The organism is Kribbella sp. NPDC054772 (genome assembly GCF_053611945.1).
Genome location: NZ_JBSHBJ010000005.1, coordinates 106,296 through 121,246, shown reverse-complemented (window position 1 = coordinate 121,246; position 14,951 = coordinate 106,296). Strand labels below are relative to the sequence as shown.

General features: G+C 68.1%; 21 protein-coding genes. 11 read left to right on the top strand and 10 right to left on the bottom strand.

What is annotated here, in order from left to right; translation table 11 throughout:
* Positions 1 to 41 precede the first annotated feature (41 nt).
* Positions 42 to 827, top strand: a complete 786-nt coding sequence (locus ACWGID_RS10955) for a helix-turn-helix domain-containing protein (RefSeq protein ID WP_452196243.1) — start codon at positions 42 to 44, stop codon at positions 825 to 827.
* Positions 828 to 831: 4 nt separating this feature from the next.
* Here the strand turns inward: ACWGID_RS10955 and ACWGID_RS10950 are convergent, their stop codons facing one another.
* Together ACWGID_RS10950 and ACWGID_RS10945 are read right to left on the bottom strand one after the other, a co-directional pair.
* Positions 832 to 1,209, bottom strand: coding sequence for a DoxX family protein (locus tag ACWGID_RS10950; RefSeq protein WP_452196242.1), 378 nt, complete (start codon positions 1,207 to 1,209; stop codon positions 832 to 834).
* On the bottom strand, positions 1,206 to 1,787 hold the full coding sequence (locus ACWGID_RS10945; RefSeq protein ID WP_452196241.1) for an NADPH-dependent FMN reductase: 582 nt from the start codon (positions 1,785 to 1,787) through the stop codon (positions 1,206 to 1,208). The genes ACWGID_RS10950 and ACWGID_RS10945 overlap by 4 nt, the downstream gene beginning before the upstream one ends.
* 109 nt (positions 1,788 to 1,896) lie before the next feature.
* Between ACWGID_RS10945 and ACWGID_RS10940 the strand changes: the two genes are divergently transcribed.
* On the top strand, positions 1,897 to 2,382 hold the full coding sequence (locus ACWGID_RS10940; protein WP_452196240.1) for a MarR family winged helix-turn-helix transcriptional regulator: 486 nt from the start codon (positions 1,897 to 1,899) through the stop codon (positions 2,380 to 2,382).
* Between the two features lie 30 nt (positions 2,383 to 2,412).
* On the opposite strand, the gene ACWGID_RS10935 is transcribed toward ACWGID_RS10940, so the two are convergent.
* Positions 2,413 to 3,045 (bottom strand): MerR family transcriptional regulator, encoded by a 633-nt coding sequence (locus tag ACWGID_RS10935; protein ID WP_452196239.1) that lies wholly within the window; start codon positions 3,043 to 3,045, stop codon positions 2,413 to 2,415.
* Positions 3,046 to 3,128: 83 nt separating this feature from the next.
* On the opposite strand from ACWGID_RS10935, the gene ACWGID_RS10930 reads away from it, so the two are divergent.
* Positions 3,129 to 3,626, top strand: coding sequence for a DoxX family protein (locus tag ACWGID_RS10930; RefSeq protein WP_452196238.1), 498 nt, complete (start codon positions 3,129 to 3,131; stop codon positions 3,624 to 3,626).
* Positions 3,623 to 4,024: a hypothetical protein gene (locus ACWGID_RS10925; protein WP_452196237.1), complete on the top strand. Its 402-nt coding sequence runs from the start codon at positions 3,623 to 3,625 to the stop codon at positions 4,022 to 4,024. The genes ACWGID_RS10930 and ACWGID_RS10925 overlap by 4 nt, the downstream gene beginning before the upstream one ends.
* Here ACWGID_RS10925 and ACWGID_RS10920 read toward each other — a convergent pair.
* The gene (locus ACWGID_RS10920) at positions 4,014 to 4,994 is read right to left on the bottom strand and encodes a helix-turn-helix transcriptional regulator (protein WP_452196236.1); all 981 of its coding nucleotides are present in this window, start codon (positions 4,992 to 4,994) and stop codon (positions 4,014 to 4,016) included. The two genes, ACWGID_RS10925 and ACWGID_RS10920, sit on opposite strands and share 11 nt — an antisense overlap.
* Positions 4,995 to 5,051: 57 nt before the next feature.
* Here ACWGID_RS10920 and ACWGID_RS10915 point away from each other — a divergent pair, with 57 nt between their 5' ends.
* Positions 5,052 to 6,323, top strand: a complete 1,272-nt coding sequence (locus ACWGID_RS10915; protein WP_452196235.1) for an FAD-binding oxidoreductase — start codon at positions 5,052 to 5,054, stop codon at positions 6,321 to 6,323.
* On the opposite strand, the gene ACWGID_RS10910 is transcribed toward ACWGID_RS10915, so the two are convergent.
* Genes ACWGID_RS10910 through ACWGID_RS10895 form a run of 4 tightly spaced genes read right to left on the bottom strand, consistent with a single transcriptional unit; the run spans position 6,262 to position 8,743 of the window.
* Entirely contained in the window at positions 6,262 to 6,813 is a 552-nt protein-coding gene (locus tag ACWGID_RS10910) for a GrpB family protein (RefSeq protein WP_452196234.1), read from the bottom strand. The two genes, ACWGID_RS10915 and ACWGID_RS10910, sit on opposite strands and share 62 nt — an antisense overlap.
* Positions 6,810 to 7,205: a RidA family protein gene (locus tag ACWGID_RS10905; RefSeq protein WP_452196233.1), complete on the bottom strand. Its 396-nt coding sequence runs from the start codon at positions 7,203 to 7,205 to the stop codon at positions 6,810 to 6,812. The genes ACWGID_RS10910 and ACWGID_RS10905 overlap by 4 nt, the downstream gene beginning before the upstream one ends.
* A gap of 21 nt (positions 7,206 to 7,226) precedes the next feature.
* Positions 7,227 to 7,670 (bottom strand): protein-tyrosine phosphatase family protein, encoded by a 444-nt coding sequence (locus tag ACWGID_RS10900; RefSeq protein ID WP_452196232.1) that lies wholly within the window; start codon positions 7,668 to 7,670, stop codon positions 7,227 to 7,229.
* Positions 7,667 to 8,743: an ABC transporter ATP-binding protein gene (locus ACWGID_RS10895; RefSeq protein ID WP_452196231.1), complete on the bottom strand. Its 1,077-nt coding sequence runs from the start codon at positions 8,741 to 8,743 to the stop codon at positions 7,667 to 7,669. The genes ACWGID_RS10900 and ACWGID_RS10895 overlap by 4 nt, the downstream gene beginning before the upstream one ends.
* A 107-nt stretch (positions 8,744 to 8,850) precedes the next feature.
* On the opposite strand from ACWGID_RS10895, the gene ACWGID_RS10890 reads away from it, so the two are divergent.
* Together ACWGID_RS10890 and ACWGID_RS10885 are read left to right on the top strand one after the other, a co-directional pair.
* Positions 8,851 to 9,414: an ArsR/SmtB family transcription factor gene (locus ACWGID_RS10890; protein ID WP_452196230.1), complete on the top strand. Its 564-nt coding sequence runs from the start codon at positions 8,851 to 8,853 to the stop codon at positions 9,412 to 9,414.
* A complete protein-coding gene (locus ACWGID_RS10885; protein WP_452196229.1) occupies positions 9,407 to 10,234 on the top strand; it encodes an SRPBCC family protein in 828 nt (275 codons plus the stop codon). The genes ACWGID_RS10890 and ACWGID_RS10885 overlap by 8 nt, the downstream gene beginning before the upstream one ends.
* Here the strand turns inward: ACWGID_RS10885 and ACWGID_RS10880 are convergent.
* Positions 10,231 to 11,133, bottom strand: a complete 903-nt coding sequence (locus ACWGID_RS10880; protein ID WP_452196228.1) for a LysR family transcriptional regulator — start codon at positions 11,131 to 11,133, stop codon at positions 10,231 to 10,233. The genes ACWGID_RS10885 and ACWGID_RS10880 overlap by 4 nt on opposite strands.
* A gap of 81 nt (positions 11,134 to 11,214) precedes the next feature.
* Here ACWGID_RS10880 and ACWGID_RS10875 point away from each other — a divergent pair, with 81 nt between their 5' ends.
* Entirely contained in the window at positions 11,215 to 12,435 is a 1,221-nt protein-coding gene (locus tag ACWGID_RS10875; protein ID WP_452196227.1) for an MFS transporter, read from the top strand.
* A gap of 12 nt (positions 12,436 to 12,447) precedes the next feature.
* Entirely contained in the window at positions 12,448 to 13,275 is an 828-nt protein-coding gene (locus ACWGID_RS10870; protein WP_452196226.1) for a phosphotransferase enzyme family protein, read from the top strand.
* Positions 13,276 to 13,413: 138 nt separating this feature from the next.
* On the opposite strand, the gene ACWGID_RS10865 is transcribed toward ACWGID_RS10870, so the two are convergent.
* Positions 13,414 to 13,866, bottom strand: a complete 453-nt coding sequence (locus ACWGID_RS10865; protein WP_452196225.1) for a winged helix-turn-helix transcriptional regulator — start codon at positions 13,864 to 13,866, stop codon at positions 13,414 to 13,416.
* Between the two features lie 85 nt (positions 13,867 to 13,951).
* Here ACWGID_RS10865 and ACWGID_RS10860 point away from each other — a divergent pair, with 85 nt between their 5' ends.
* Both ACWGID_RS10860 and ACWGID_RS10855 read left to right on the top strand, forming a co-directional pair.
* Complete coding sequence (locus ACWGID_RS10860) at positions 13,952 to 14,542, top strand: dihydrofolate reductase family protein (protein ID WP_452196224.1); 591 nt, start codon at positions 13,952 to 13,954, stop codon at positions 14,540 to 14,542.
* A gap of 12 nt (positions 14,543 to 14,554) precedes the next feature.
* Positions 14,555 to 14,938, top strand: a complete 384-nt coding sequence (locus tag ACWGID_RS10855) for a pyridoxamine 5'-phosphate oxidase family protein (protein WP_452196223.1) — start codon at positions 14,555 to 14,557, stop codon at positions 14,936 to 14,938.
* Positions 14,939 to 14,951: the final 13 nt, after the last annotated feature.

Below are 14,951 nucleotides of genomic sequence, written 5' to 3'. Positions count from 1 at the left end.
CAGCGGTCGAATTGTCCGTGCGCCCCGATAGATTCCACAGTGTGCGCAGGACCAGAACAGTGGCGGCGAGTCCGTACGCCGTGATCCGGCAGGTCGAGTGCACCGACGACCATGTCCGCTGGTCGCCGCCCGAGCAGGCAAGCGAGGCACACCTGGTCCTGGTGTGGCGCGGCCGGTTCCAGGTGTCCTCAGAAGGTCGGCGGATGACCGTTGACCCGACCAACGGCTACCTAGAGGCGCCTGGGCGGGAGAGCCGGTTCTCGCACCCGGCCGGTGGTGACGTCTGTACGTCGATCGCACTGCCGGAAGGGCAGCTGACCGAGGGGATCGACGCGAGCCGGACGCCCGCTGTTCGAGTGGACGCCCGGCTCGAGTTGGCTCACCGGATGCTGTTGCGCGCCGATGCCGACCCGGACTTCGAATTCGTCGAGGCGGTCGTCGCTCTGGTCCGGCTCGCGCTGCGCCGCGAACCAAACGACCGATCGGCGCCCGGACGCTACGACCTCGCGGATCGTGCGCGCGATGCGATCCTCGCGGACGAGCCGACCAGCTCCAGCCTGATCGCCCTCGCCGAGGCGCTGGACACCTCGCCGTCGCACCTGAGTCGCACGTTCCACCACCATGCGGGGATGAGCCTCAGCCGATACCGCAACCGCGTCCGGGTGAGCCGGGCGCTGCAGCGGCTCGCCGAGGGCGAGACCGACCTCGCCGGCCTCGCGATCTCCCTCGGCTTCAGCGACCAGGCGCACCTGACCCGCAGCATGCGCCGAGAGCTGGGACAGACACCGCGGCGAGTCCGCAGCCTGCTGACCCCACCGCGCAGCTGAGTCGTCAGAACGGCTGGGAACCCAGACGTTCGACGGCGACGAAGACGGACAGGGCCAGGAGTACGGCGTTGATGGCGACGCTGGAGTACTCCGCGCGGCGGGAGTGGGTGATGATCGCGCCGAGCATGACGACGGCGAGGCCGATGGCTGCGGTGGGGACGAGCCAGGGGGCGATGTCGACGACGCGGGGGAGGATGAGGCCGATGGCGCCGGCGATCTCGGCGATGCCGATGACCTTGATCAGTTCGATCGGGAACGGGGCTGCCCACCCCATCCGGGGATTGCCGGCCAGCGAGGCCTTCGTCGCGGGCACCTTCATGACGCCGGACATCAGGAACATCGCGGCGAGCAGTCCGGAGACGATCCAGACGGTGACGTTCATGCAGCGATCGGCTGGGCGTCGCGGAGCGGTTTGAGGGCGCCGGCCCATGACTCGAGCTGGTCGAACAGGACGGCCGCCTGGTCGACGTACTGCGGGCCGGGGGTGAACTCGCTGAAGTTCTCGAAGTCGGTGAAGAGTGAGAACGACAGCTGCTGACGGACGTCGGCGATCTGCAGCTCGGCGCTGATCCCGCGCAGGTGCTCGATCGCGCGCGACCCGCCGAGCGAGCCGTACGCCACGAATGCGGCCGCCTTGTTGTTCCACTCGCCGTACAGGTAGTCGATGGCGTTCTTCAGGACGCCGGACGTCGAGTGGTTGTACTCCGGCGTGACGAACACATACCCGTCGTACGCCGCGATCTTCTCGGCCCACGCCTTGGTGTGCTCACCCGCGTACTGGCCGATCGACGGGGGCAGCGACTCGTCCAGGTGCGGCAGCGGGTAGTCCAGCAGGTCGATCAGCTCGTACGTCGCACCGGTCCGGTGCTGGGCCTGCTCGACCACCCAGTCGGCCACTGCCTTGCCGTTCCGCCCGGGGCGGGTGCTGCCGAGGATGACCGCGATCTTCAGGTCGCTCATCGCGACGACTCCTTCAGGGTAGTGATGACTTGAAAGTTCATGTCACTGGCCACCATAGGCCGGTTGACGTGAACGTTCAAGTCATTGCGTCGCTGGCTATGCTGCACCCATGGGCACTGAGGCAGCGCGGGAGGCGGTGGAGCCGCGCTGGCTGAAGGCCGACGAGCTCGATACCTGGAAGACCCTGCAGCTCACGATGGCGCTGCTGACGACCGCGCTCGGCGAGCAGCTCCAGCGCGATTCGAATCTGAGCTTCCTCGAGTACTACGTCCTCGCCGGCCTCTCGGATCAGCCCGAGCACACGATGCGGCTCAGCAGCCTCGCCGTACTGGCGAACTCCGAGCTCTCCCGCCTGTCCCACCTGGTCCGCCGCCTCGAGAACCGCGGCCTGGTCCGCCGCGAGCCCGACCCGAACGACGGCCGCTTCACGAACGCGATCCTCACGCCCGAGGGCTACGCGGAACTGGTGAAGGCCGCGCCCGGGCACGTCGAGCTGGTCCGCAAACTGGTGTTCGACCCGCTCACCGAGTCCGAAGGCCGCGCCCTCCAGAAGGCCATGGCCAAACTCCTCCCAGGCCTCCTCGGCGACTGCTAGTGTCCTGAGTCGGCGGTTCGACTCAGGACACTAGCGCGACCGCCAGCGTTCGGCTGAGATGGATTCTTGGGCGAGGAGGCGGAGCGAGGCGATCAGGGTTTCGCCGAGGATGGTGCCGATGACCACCGACTCGGCCAGCTGGTCGCGGGTGGGGTTTGCGGTGACCGCGTCGATCTCGACCTGGGTGAAGCGTTCGACGGCGTCGGCGTAGGTGTCCAGGTGGGCGACGAGGTTGTCCTGGCCGAGGGTGCGTAGGGCGGCGACGGTGTCGATGAGCGTGGCCAGCGCGGGAGCCGCGGGATCGACGGACCAACCGCGCTCCGCGATCAGCTCGGTGACCTGAGTGGCGGCTGCGGTCCGGGCCTCGTCGGTCGCGTTCAGGCGGCGGGTCGGGGTGAGGGCGCGGTGTGCGCGGCCGATCTGCTCGTGCAGCGGTTCGGTGTCGGAATCCAAGGACTCGAGGATCTCCTTCACGGTGGCGACGGGTACCTGGGCGAGTTCGATCAGCGCGCGGATGAGGCGCAGCCGGCGGATGTGCGTCTCGCCGTACGACGCCTGGTTCGGGCTGCTGAGTTCGCCGGCCGGGAGCAGGCCCTCGCGCAGGTAGTACTTGATCGTCGGCACCGGGACGTCGGTGGCCTTGCTGAGTTCCCCGATTCGCATCGCTTGCCTTCCTGTTGTCTGTGATGGATAGTATCAGTATCCATAAACGGATACCTGAACTATCTATTAGAGAGGCAGTGCTGATGATCCCCGTCGTGCTGATCCTGGGGACTCTCGGGTTTCGGGCGCTGGGTGCGCTCGGGGTCCGGCGGTTCGCGACCTGGCCGGCGAGCGCGGCGCACGCGATGGCGGTGATGCTGCTGTTCACCGCGAGCGCGCACTTCGTCCCGGCGAGCGTGACGGTGATGCCGAACCACGCCGACATGGTGCGGATGGTGCCGCCGTTCCTCCCGTACGCCGGTGCGCTCGTCTACCTGACCGGCGTACTCGAACTGCTCGGTGCGGTCGGCCTGGTCGTCACCGCGACCCGCAAGCCGGCCGGCTACGCACTGGCCGCACTGTTCGTCGGACTGCTGCCCGCGAACATTCACGCCGCGGTCGCCCACGTGCCGTTCGCCGGCGGCGAGGCGACCCCACTGTGGCAGCGCATCCCGGAGCAGATCCTCTACCTCGCCGTCGCGCTCTGGGTCGCGCGGACGGCAACCATCACCACACCAGCCAAGGAGCGCGTGTTCGCATGACCGATGCATCCCGCACCATCGCCGGCGTCATCCTGCTGACGATCGTGACGATCCAGTTCGGCGGCTACTTCATGACCAAGATCGTTCGTGGTCAGGTGCCGATGACCGAGTTCCAGAAGTCGTTCGCCCGGGCCGGTCACGGCCACGCCGGTGTCCTGGTAATCCTCAGCCTGGTCGGCCTGTTGTACGTCGACCAGACCGGCCTGACCGGGTTCTGGCTGTGGGTCGCCCGCCTCGCGATCCCGGCCGCGGCGATCCTGATGTCCGGTGGCTTCTTCGCCTCGTCGGCCGGTAAGGACCGCAACCGACCGAACCAGTTCCTCTGGGTCCTCTGGCTCGGCGCCGCATCTCTCGCCGTCGGCGTCCTGACCTTGGGAATCGGCCTGATCACCGCCTGAAAGTGCTGAAAGCTTGGCGGAGACGCTCGCCGGCCTCGGCGATGAGAGCGGACGTTTCCGGGGTTGCCTGGTCGACGGTGAACGGCCCGAGGGCCGCGACCGCGGCGACCTGGGTCAGTAATAGCGCGGGGGTGTCGGCGCTGAAGCGGACGGTGCAGGAGGACGGGCCGAGCGGCTCGACGATGCCGCGGACGACGCCTTCGAAGGTCGAGGTGACCGCGGACGCCGGCGCCTCGACCGTCAGGTGCACCGAGTGCTGGTACTCCGCCGACACGAACGACTCCCGCAGGTACGACGGCCCGTCCAGCACCCGCGGCGTGAATCGGTGTAGCACCGCTGTCACTCCGGAGATCCGGTCGACCCGGAAGATCCGCCAGTCGTCGCGCTCCGGATCGAAGGCGAGCAGGTACCACCGCCACGCCAGCGTCAGCAGCTGATGCGGCTCCACCCGCCGGCGCGTCGTACCGCGGGCCCGGCCGTGGTAGTCGAAGGCAACGATCTCGTGGTTCCGGCAGCACCGCGCGAGGACCGCGAGCACGCTCGGATCCACCTGCGGTATCTCGGGACGCGGGATCGCCTCGGCTGACGAACTCACGGCAGCGAGCTGCGGCCGGAGTCGCGAGGGCAGCACCTGCTCCAACTTCGCGAGTGCACTCATCGAACTCTCCGCCATCCCGCTGACCCCGCCGCCGGCCGCGCCGACCAGCCCGAGCGCGACCGCGATCGCTTCGTCGTCGTCCAGCTGCAGCGGCGGTAGATGGGTCCCGGACCCGAGCCGGTAGCCGCCCGCGGTCCCGGTCGTCCCGGTGACCGGGTAGTCGAGCGACCGGAGCCGGTCGACGTCCCGCCGTACCGTGCGCTCGGTGACGCCGAGGCGGTCGGCGAGCTCGTGGCCGGACCACTCGCGACGGCTCTGCAGCAGCGAGAGCAGCCGGAGCATCCGGCCGGGCATGTCTTTGCGGGCGCTCATCCACCCATCATTGCTTGCGGACAAGATGTGTCCGCAAGGGCTTCTAGCGTGATGTTCATGATGCTCACGACGACAAGCACGGGGTACGACGAGGCGCGGCTCGGGTTCCAGCGGCGGGACCCACATCGGCCGGCGGTGATCTTCCCGGTCAGCAGCGCGGTCGAGATCGAGGAAGCCGTGCAGTATGCGAACGTCCACGATCTCCCGATCGCGGTGCAGGCGTCCGGTCACGGTCTGAACGAAGGGCTCGACGGCGGCGTGCTGATCGCGACCGGCGGGTTCAACGGCGTGACGGTCGACGCCGAACGGAAGACCGCCTGGATCGAGGCCGGGGCGACCTGGCGGGACGTGCTGACCGCAACAGCGCCGTACGGTCTCGCGCCGTTGTCCGGGAGTGCGCCTGGGGTGGGCGCGATCTCGTACACGCTCGGTGGTGGTCTCGGTCTGCTGGCCCGTCGGTTCGGGTACGCCGCCGACCACGTCCGCCGGATCGAGGTGGTGACCCCGGACGGCGTACGCCGGAACGCCGAAGACGACCCGGAACTGTTCTGGGCCCTGCGCGGTGGCGGCGGGAACTTCGGTGTGGTGACGGGGATCGAGGTCGACCTCTTCGACGTGCCGACCCTCTTCGGCGGCAGCCTGTACTTCGACCTCGCCGAGCACCCGTCGGTGCCCGAGGTCTGGCGGGAGTGGACCCGGACCGTCCCGGACGAGGTGACGTCGGCGATCGCGATCCTGCCGATTCCGAACATCCCACAGGTCCCGGAGCCGGTGCGCGGAAAGTACGTCGCGCAGGTGCAGCTCGCGATTCTTGGTGACAACGGTGAAGAGCTGATCAAGCCGCTGCGCGCGATCGGTGCGCCGGCGCTCGACACCGTGGGCGAGCTGGCGTACGTCGACTCCGGCCGGATCTTCGCCGAACCCGACCGCCCGGGCAGCTACAGCTCACGCAACGTTCTGCTGAGCGACCTCGATGCGCTCGAGACGTTGCCCGAGCTCGCCGGTCCAGGCGCGCCGAGGACGCACGTGATCGGCATTCGCCACCTGGGTGGTGCACTCAGCAAGCAGCCCGAGATCCCGAATGCGGTCGGTCACCGCGAGGCGGCGTACTCGCTGATTGTTCTGAGACCGGATGACGGTGCGGTGGATCAGCGGATCCTCGAGCCGTGGCGCTCGTCGACGGTCGGCCGGTTCCTCAACTTCAGCTTCGGGAAGCTCACGGGCGAGGAGATGGCGCAGGCGTACGACGCCGGTGTCTACGAACGGCTCACTGACCTGCGGGAGAAGTACGACCCGCAGCGTCGGCTCTGGGCGAACCACTCGCTCTAGCGATCAGTTCCTGGACGAGTGCACCCTTGCCCTCGACGTAGGCGGTGCGGTCGGTCGTGAGCAGGTGCGCGAGCTCGCGTTTGCGATCGGCGTACCGCTCGCGATCGCCAGCGTTCGTTCGTAGGTGATCGCGCAGGACGACGTGGTCCTGGTGCGCTTTGTTGCCGTCAACAACGACGTACAGGTGGTGGTAGTGCACCGCGTCCGGCGGAAGTGCGAACGCTTCCCGTCCCGGGATGCCTTGGTTGCCCTCGTGCGCGTAGCCGGCCGCGGTCAGCCGCTCGATCGCGGTCGGTACCAGATCGGCGGCGGGAACGACGACGTCGACGTCGATGATCGGCTTCGCCGCGAGATCGGGCACAGCCGTGCTGCCGACATGCTCGATGACGTGCGGGACATCGCCGAGGTACGGCGTGAGTCGCGCCCGGATCGCCGCGAACCAGACGGGCCACTGTGGGTCGTACTCGACAACCTCGGCGGGGACGATCACAGCGCGGCTGTCACGTCGACTTCGACGAGCTGCCCCGGGAAGCCGAGCTGGGCTACACCGAGCAGCGTGCTGGCCGTGGTGAAGGCAGGGCCCAGGGGAGACGCGTTGAGCTGCGTCCACACGGCGGAGAGGTGTTCGCGATCGGGACTGGCGACGTAGATCACCGTGCGAACGACGTGCTCAGGAGTCGCGCCCGCCGCCTCGAGGGCGGTCCGGATGTTCGTGATCACCTGAGCGGTCTGTCCTTCGAGTCCGCCCTCGGCCAGCTCACCCGTCGGCCGCAACGGGCACTGCCCGGCCAGGTACACCAGCGTGTCCGCCTGCACGCGGGTCACGTGGTGGTACCCAGGCGTCGCATGCAAGCCGTCGGGGTTGCTTCGCTCGATCGTCACGTCCCGAGCCAACGTGATCTCTCAGCTCCGGGTCAACAGATTTAGCACGTACTTCCGCTGCCAGGGCGTCTCGACCGCGCGCTTGTCGTAGTGCTTCCGGACGTAGTCGACGGCCTGGTCGGCAGGTACTCCGTCGAGCAGGACGAGACACGCGAGCGCGGTGCCGGTCCGGCCTCGGCCGCCCACGCAGGCGAACTCGACCCGCCCGGTCGCGGTGTGTTCCAGCGCCTCGCGGAAGATCGTCAACGCGTACGCCGGATCCGCCGGCAGCCGGAAGTCGGGCCACTTCACCCAGTGGGTTTCCCACGGGACGTCGGGCGGTTCCTTGCCGAGCAGATACACGCCGTACGTCGGAAACGGCGCTGCCGCCGAGCCGTGCCGCAGACCACGTCCGCGGACCAGCCGACCCGACGGCAGCTCCATCACTCCTGGTGCGTCCTTCTCCCAGTGACCCACGGGGGTCACGCTACAAGGCGCTCCTCGGTGGATGTCGAGAACAGATGCAGTTTGTCGGGGTCCGGTGCCAGGTGGACGACCGTGCCCTTGTCGTTGTGCAGCCGGGTGCCGATCCGGGCGATGATCTGCTGGTTCTCGGTGTGCTCCGCGCTGCCGTACAGGAACGCGTCCGAGCCGAGCTCCTCGATCACCGCGACCTTCACCGGCAGACCTTCGTCGGCGAGGTGCAACGCCTCCGGCCGGATGCCGAGCGTCAGCGTCTTGTCGTCGCCGGCCTTGGCCAGCAGCTCACGGGCGATCGGGACCACGTAGTCGCCGATCTTCGCGCCGCCGTCGGTGATCTGCGCGGTGATCAGGTTCATCGCCGGCGACCCGATGAAGCCGGCCACGAACTTGTTCCGCGGCTTGTCGTAGAGGTTCAGCGGCGTGTCCACCTGCTGCAGTACGCCGTCCTTCAGCACGGCCACGCGGTCGCCCATGGTCATGGCCTCGACCTGGTCGTGGGTGACGTACACGGTGGTGACGCCGAGCCGGTGCTGCAGTTCGGCGATCTGGGTGCGGGTCTGGACCCGCAGTTTCGCGTCGAGGTTCGACAGCGGCTCGTCCATCAGGAACACCTTCGGGCTGCGCACGATCGCGCGCCCCATCGCGACCCGCTGCCGCTGCCCACCGGACAGTGCCTTCGGCTTGCGGTCGAGGTACTCCTCCAGACCGAGCAGCTTTGCAGCCTCCTGCACGCGCTGCGCCCGCTCGTCCTTGTGGATGCCCTGCATCTTCAGGGCGAACCCCATGTTGTCGGCCACCGACATATGGGGGTACAGCGCATAGTTCTGGAACACCATCGCGATATCGCGTTCCTTCGGCGGGGCGTTGGTGACGTCCCGGTCGCCGATGAAGATCGCGCCGTCGTTCACTTCTTCGAGTCCGGCCAGCATTCGCAGTGCCGTGGACTTGCCGGAACCGGACGGGCCGACGAGCACCATGAACTCGCCGTCCTCGATGTCCAGATCGAGCCGGTCGACCGCGGGAAGGTCGGTGCCCGGGTAGGTCCGCGTGGCGCCCTTGAACGAGACAGTTGCCATGTCGCGCTTCCTTTCTCCTGTTGGCTGGAACGCGGCCCGGCCGACTTACATTCCCGCGTGAACGAACATTGACAAAGAGGATTTTTACGTACAAACTTTTTTGTGTGATGAGAGACGTGATGCACCTGGAGCAGCTCGAGCAGGCCGAGGCCCTGTTCAAGCCGCAACGGATCGAGGTGCTGCGGCGGCTCGCGGAGCCGGCCACCTGTGGCGAGGTGGCCGAGCAGCTCGGCCAGACCCCGCAGCGCGTCTACTACCACGTCAAGCGCCTCGTCGAGGCGGGACTGGTGACCCTGGTGGACGAGCGCAAGGTGCGCGGGATCCGCGAGGGCATCTACCAGGCGACGGCCCGTTCGTACTGGCTGTCACCCACGCTCGTCGGCCGGATCGGCGGTCTCCGCCGGGCCCGCGACGAGCTCAGCCTCGGCTACGTCCTGGACCTGATGGAAGAGGTCCAGACCGACATCGCCGCGTTGGACCGGTCAGCTCCGGAGCTGCCGTCCATCGGGGTGTCCGGTGAGATCCGGGTTCCACCGGACCGGCGGCGGGAGTTCTTCGAGGACCTGCGCGGCACGCTGCAGGACCTGTTCTCGCGCTACGGCGGTTCCGAAGGTGACGCCTTCAAGCTGGCCGTCGCGTGCTACCCCAAGGGAGACCAAGACCATGACTGAACCGCTCATCGTGCAAGTGCGCGCCCAGGCCGGCCTCGACGAGGTCCGGCAGGCGCTCACCGACCCGAAGGCCCTGAACCTCTGGCTCGGCGAGTACTCGACCGTCGACCTGCCGGGCACCTTCGAGTTCTGGGGCCGCCACATCCCCGACGGCGACGCCCCGCACCAGCGAGTGCTCGCGTACGACGGGAACACGCTGAAGCTGGCGTGGACTCTCGGCGGCGAGGAGACCACGACCGAGATCACCCTGATCCCCGAGAGCGACACCGCCACGGTGATCAAGGTCGATCAGAGTCATTTCGACTTCGCCGACGCGATCAGTGGCGCGAACATCCGCGGCGTACTGCAGAGCTTCTGGTCGCTGGCGCTGGCGAACCTCGTCGACCACCTGGCCGGTCGCGAGCTGACCACCCGGCCGGACTTCACCTCGACGGTCTTCGAGGGCGAGGCGCTGATCGACGCAGCGATCGCGGACGTGTACTCGTCGATGACCGACTCGGAGCGGGCGTCGGCCTGGATGGGCTATCCGGTCGGCATCGACCTGGCCAAGCGCCGGTTCGCGATGGGCGGGTTCGACGTGAACCCGGGCGTCGAGATCGTCGACCTGGTCGAGGGCCGGAAGATGTCGATGGACTGGGGCGACGGCGGGATCAGCACCTGGGAGCTGGAGGACTCGGGCGGCAAGACCCGGCTGACCTTCGTGATCAGCGGGTTCGACGAGGACAACCCGCCGTACGGCGCCTGGATCGGTTGGCTCAGCGGCGCTGCGGCCCTGCGCCGGTACCACGAGCTGCCGGACTGGGACATCTACGCGGCCTAGAAGTACGGGCCTTCCGGGCGGATCGAGTCGCCGATCAGGTCGAGCAGGGCCGTCACCGCTCTGCTCGGTCGCCGTCCCGCGAGGGTCACCACCGACAGCGTCCAGCTCAGCTCGGCGTTCTCGATCGGGAGCTTGGCGACGCCGGGCTCGTCGGGCAACTGCACATCGGGTACAACGCCAACGCCGAGCCCGACCCGGACGTAATCCGGAATCGTCGTCAGTTCCGGTACCTCGACCTGGATCCGCCGCGGCGATCCGATCGCCTCGAACGCGCGGTCGACCATCTTCCGGTTCCCGAACCCGGTCGGCATGTCCACGAACCGCTCGGCGGCGATCTCCTCCAGCCGTACGGCGGGTCTGCGCGTCAGCCGGTGCTCGGCCGGCAACAACGCGACGAACGGGACGGTCGCGATCTCGCGAACGTCGAGACCACTGAGCTCGGGCTTCGGCAGACCGAGCAGCGCGACGTCGAGCCGGCCGTGGCGTACGTCGTCCGCGAGGCCGGTCGAGCCGGTCGCCGAGGTGGCGACCTGTACTTCGACCAGCGGGTACTTGCGGTGAAACGCTCCGAGCAGGTCGGCCATGCTGACCAGGCTGAGCCGGGCGAGGGTTCCGATCCGGATGCTGCCGCGTAGCCCGGTGGAGGCTTCCTCGACCGCCGCGCGGGCCCGGTCGAGGGCTTCGAGCGCGGCCTTCGCCTCGGGCAGCAGTGCCTGGCCGGCAGTCGAGAGCACGACCCGCCGGGTCGAGCGGTCGAAGAGCGTCGTCTTCAGATCGGTTTCGAGCGCCCGGATGGCAGCCGACACCGTCGACTGGACCGTGTACAAGCGTTGCGCCGCCCGGGTGAAACTCAGCTCCTCCGCGACGGCGACGAAGTACTCCAGTTGGCGACTGTCCACAGGTAATTATCGGAGTTCTCGATAAGAGCCTGCAAGAACTTTCGTTGGACTCGATAGATGATCTGGCCGCACGCTGGAAACATGTCCACCATGACGTTGTCGCGAGCCGGTGAACGGATCCGGCTCGCTGCTGCCCCGGGGTTCTGGGTGATCGCCGCGGCCTTCCTCATCACGATGGCCTTCTCGACGATCCCGACTCCGCTCTACGCGATCTACCAGCACCGGGACGGGTTCCCGACGTACGTGATCACGGTGATCTTCGCCAGCTACGCGGTCGGAGTGATGGCGTCGCTGTACCTGGCCGGGCATGTCAGTGACTGGCTCGGCCGACGGCCGGTCGCACTGGTCGCGGTGCTCGCGGAGGTGTTGTCGGCGGTCATCTTTCTGACCTGGTCGACGGTCCCGGGCCTGCTGGTCGCGCGGTTCGTCTGCGGCATCGGGGTCGGTGTGCTGACCCCGACCGCCACGGCGCACATGTCCGAGCTGCGGCAGGTCGCGCGGCCCGGCGAGGACCCGAGTCGCTCGGCGCTGATCTCGAGCATGGTGAACCTCGGTGGGCTGGCGTTCGGTCCGCTGATCGGCGGTCTGCTGGCCGAGTACGTCGGTGCGCCGCTGGAACGCCCGTACGAGATCTTCCTCGTGCTGATGGTGCTCAGCGCGATCGGGATCGCGCTGGTGCCGGAGACCGTGCAGCGGTTGGACGAGCGCCCGGCGTACCGGCCGCAGCGGGTGGCGGTGCCGTCGTCGGCGCGGCCGCTGTTCTTCGCGTCGGCGATCGGGGCCTTCGCCGCGTTCGCGATCTTCGGGCTGTTCACGTCGCTCGCGCCGACGTTCCTGGCCGGCGTACTGCACCACACCTCGCGGCTCCTCGCAGGTGGGGTGACGTTCGCCGTCTTCATCGCGGGCGCTCTCAGTCAGGCAGTCTTCGTTCGCCTGGCCCGACCGGCTCAGCTCCGGCTCGGTCTCGTCGCGATGTCCGTCGGCCTGGTCGGAGTCGCCGCGGGCGGTCTGATCCCCAACCTGTACCTGTTCGTCATCGGCGGCGTCGTCGCCGGAGTCGGGGTGGGTCTGGTCTTCCGCGGCGCAGTCGCGACGGCCGCCTCACTCGCCGACCCGTCGTCCCGCGGCGAGGTCCTAGCCGCGCTGTTCCTGATCGCGTACGCCGGCCTGGTGATCCCCGTCCTCCTCATCGGCCTAGGCATCGCCCTCCTCCCAGCCGAGGTCGCCCTACTGATTTTCTCCATCCTCATCCTGATCCTCGTAAACGCCGCCGTACTCCGCATGCTCGCCGCCCACAAATGATGTGATGCGGCTGTGGATCTGCAGCGGGACTACGGCCTGAACGTCGCCGAGTTGGCACCACACCCGGGTGGGTTCGCCACCGACGGGTGGGTGGCGGACGGGCGCTGGTTCGTGAAGCGCTGGAAGGCGGGCGAGCGGCCGGTCGGGCTGGAGCAGCTCGCGGAGTTGCGAGCGCTCGGGCTGCCGGTGATCGAGCCGGTGCGGACTCTGCGCGGCGAGCTTTCGGCGACGACCGGCGCCCGCGCATACGCCGTCTTCCCGTACGTGGATGGACGGACGGCGACATGGGCCGACTGGTGCGTCGCGGCGCGGGCGTTGCGGCAGGTGCACGACGTACCACTCACCCTCGAGCTGCCGGAGGCGGACACAAGTGAGCCGTGGATCGAGGTGTTGGGGCGAAACCTGCGGCATCCATGGATCGCGGACCGGGCGGGTGAGGTTGCCGCGGCGATCGTGCGGCTGGACGGCGTACGGGAGCGACTCGGGCCGGTGCGGAAGGTCTTGTGTCACACGGACTTCCACGGGCTGAACCTGCTGCTCGACGAGCGCGGTGAGGTCGCGGCGATCCTCGACTGGGAGAACGCGGTGATCGGGCCGCGGGAGTACGACGTATGGGTCGCGGCCGAAGGCGACCAGCTCGAGAAGTTCCTCGACGAGTACGGCGCCGACGATCTGGCGCTCGACCACATCGAGTTCGCACTACTCGCCCGCGGCCTCCGAGACATGGCGGCGCGTGTGCTGAACGACGTCGACCGGCCGGGCGTGGACACCTGGGGGTTCGACCGGATCCGCCGAATCGACACCAACCTCACCGTTTTCCAGCGCTACTGCCGCACCTAGTTCTTCCCGGGTCCGGCAGCTCGACAGTACGTATACGTCCACTGCGGCCCATTCGCCGGCGGTTCGCGCCTGGGCCTTGGCCTAAGGAGCGGAGACCTCCTGTCGAGCTGCCGATTCCTACAGCCGGCGCCGCACAGGTTAGGCGGCGGCGCCGGGGCCGGGGAGGATTTCTATGTCTTCGGAGTGCATTGGTTTGCCGCAGTTCGCGCAAGTCAGCTCTACGTGGCTGATCTTGCCGCAGGCGTGGTGGCGGTAGAGGACCGGTGGGCCTGCGGGGCCGGCTAGCCATTTGTCGCCCCAGGCAACCATCACCATCAGTACGTCGGTCAGCTCGCGGCCCTTGTCGGTCAGCACGTACTCGTACCGCGGGCGATGGTCGTACGGCCGGCGCTCCACCACGCCGCGGTCGACGAGATGGTTCAGCCGCTCGGTGAGGACCTTGCGGGAGATCCCGAGATCCGCCTGGATCTGCTCGAACCGGGACAGCCCGACCCAGATGTCGCGCAGGACGAGGGGCGACCACGGCTCGCCGATCACGTCGAGTGTGCGGGCGATCGAACACGCCATCTCACTGAAGTCTGTGCGCTGCATGGAACCAGCATAGCAATCGGGGTTCCCTCAGGGAACTCCGATGTGTTAGCGTTCCCTCAAGGAACTCCAACCGGAAGGCGGAACGATGAGCAAGGTCTTCAGCGCTCTGGCAGTCTCGGTCGACGGGTACATCAGCGGCCGCGGCTCCGGCCCGGACCGCGGGCTGGGCGACGCGCCGATGCTGTTCGACTGGTACTTCGACGGCGACACCCCGAGCCAGGCGCTGGACGGTTTCAAGCTCAGCGAGCCGAGCGCGCGGGTGTTCGACGCCGCGGCGAGCCGGGCGGGAGCGATCGTGATCGGCCACAAGACGTATGACGACTCGGGTCACTTCGGCGGCGGCAGCCCGCACGCGAAGGCGAAGCCGGTCGTGCTGAGCCACGGCCCGGTCGCGGAGATCAGCGAGCAGCAGACGCTCGCGCACACGGTCGAGGATGCGATCGCGGCCGCGCGGGAACTGGCCGACGGAAAGGACGTCGCGCTGATGGGCGGCGGGGTTGTGACGGCGGCGCTGCAGGCCGGGCTCGTCGACGAGCTGATCCTGCACCAGGTGCCGGTGCTGCTCGGTGGTGGCCGGCCGTTCTTCCAGGAACTGCCCGAGCACGTCCGTCTGAACCTGATCGAAGCCGTGCCCGCGCCGGGCGTGACCCACCTCCACTACGAGATCGTCCGCTGAAGGAGCAAGATCATGTTGAAGACCGCCGTACGCAACGCTGTTGAGAGCAACTCCATCGCGCACCTGGCCACCGTGCTGCCGGATGGTTCGCCGCACTCGATCCCGCTCTGGGTCGCCACGCTGGACGACAAGATCATCTTCCTGACCGGACCGACCTCGCAGAAGGCCCGCAACCTGCAGCGTGATCCGCGGGTCGCGCTGTCCATCGCGCCGGTGGATAACCCGTTCGAGCCGGTCATCCTGCGCGGCCGTGTGGTCGAGTGGATCAACGGCGACAAGGGCTGGGAGCTCGTCGACCAGATCGCGATGAAGTACCTCGGCCAGCCCTACACCCGCGACCTGGACCGCGTCGTCGGCGTCATCGAGGTGGACCACCAGACCGTCGGAATCAGCTGACCATAAGATGCCC

What these genes read in the sequence shown, in the direction of transcription:
- ACWGID_RS10950 (WP_452196242.1), bottom strand. Translation starts at nt 1,209, where the DNA reads ATGAACGTCACCGTCTGGATCGTCTCCGGACTGCTCGCCGCGATGTTC.
- ACWGID_RS10945 (WP_452196241.1), bottom strand. Translation starts at nt 1,787, where the DNA reads ATGAGCGACCTGAAGATCGCGGTCATCCTCGGCAGCACCCGCCCCGGG.
- ACWGID_RS10940 (WP_452196240.1), top strand. Translation starts at nt 1,897, where the DNA reads ATGGGCACTGAGGCAGCGCGGGAGGCGGTGGAGCCGCGCTGGCTGAAG.
- ACWGID_RS10935 (WP_452196239.1), bottom strand. Translation starts at nt 3,045, where the DNA reads ATGCGAATCGGGGAACTCAGCAAGGCCACCGACGTCCCGGTGCCGACG.
- ACWGID_RS10930 (WP_452196238.1), top strand. Translation starts at nt 3,129, where the DNA reads ATGATCCCCGTCGTGCTGATCCTGGGGACTCTCGGGTTTCGGGCGCTG.
- ACWGID_RS10925 (WP_452196237.1), top strand. Translation starts at nt 3,623, where the DNA reads ATGACCGATGCATCCCGCACCATCGCCGGCGTCATCCTGCTGACGATC.
- ACWGID_RS10920 (WP_452196236.1), bottom strand. Translation starts at nt 4,994, where the DNA reads ATGAGCGCCCGCAAAGACATGCCCGGCCGGATGCTCCGGCTGCTCTCG.
- ACWGID_RS10915 (WP_452196235.1), top strand. Translation starts at nt 5,052, where the DNA reads ATGATGCTCACGACGACAAGCACGGGGTACGACGAGGCGCGGCTCGGG.
- ACWGID_RS10895 (WP_452196231.1), bottom strand. Translation starts at nt 8,743, where the DNA reads ATGGCAACTGTCTCGTTCAAGGGCGCCACGCGGACCTACCCGGGCACC.
- ACWGID_RS10890 (WP_452196230.1), top strand. Translation starts at nt 8,851, where the DNA reads ATGAGAGACGTGATGCACCTGGAGCAGCTCGAGCAGGCCGAGGCCCTG.
- ACWGID_RS10885 (WP_452196229.1), top strand. Translation starts at nt 9,407, where the DNA reads ATGACTGAACCGCTCATCGTGCAAGTGCGCGCCCAGGCCGGCCTCGAC.
- ACWGID_RS10875 (WP_452196227.1), top strand. Translation starts at nt 11,215, where the DNA reads ATGTCCACCATGACGTTGTCGCGAGCCGGTGAACGGATCCGGCTCGCT.
- ACWGID_RS10865 (WP_452196225.1), bottom strand. Translation starts at nt 13,866, where the DNA reads ATGCAGCGCACAGACTTCAGTGAGATGGCGTGTTCGATCGCCCGCACA.
- ACWGID_RS10860 (WP_452196224.1), top strand. Translation starts at nt 13,952, where the DNA reads ATGAGCAAGGTCTTCAGCGCTCTGGCAGTCTCGGTCGACGGGTACATC.
- ACWGID_RS10855 (WP_452196223.1), top strand. Translation starts at nt 14,555, where the DNA reads ATGTTGAAGACCGCCGTACGCAACGCTGTTGAGAGCAACTCCATCGCG.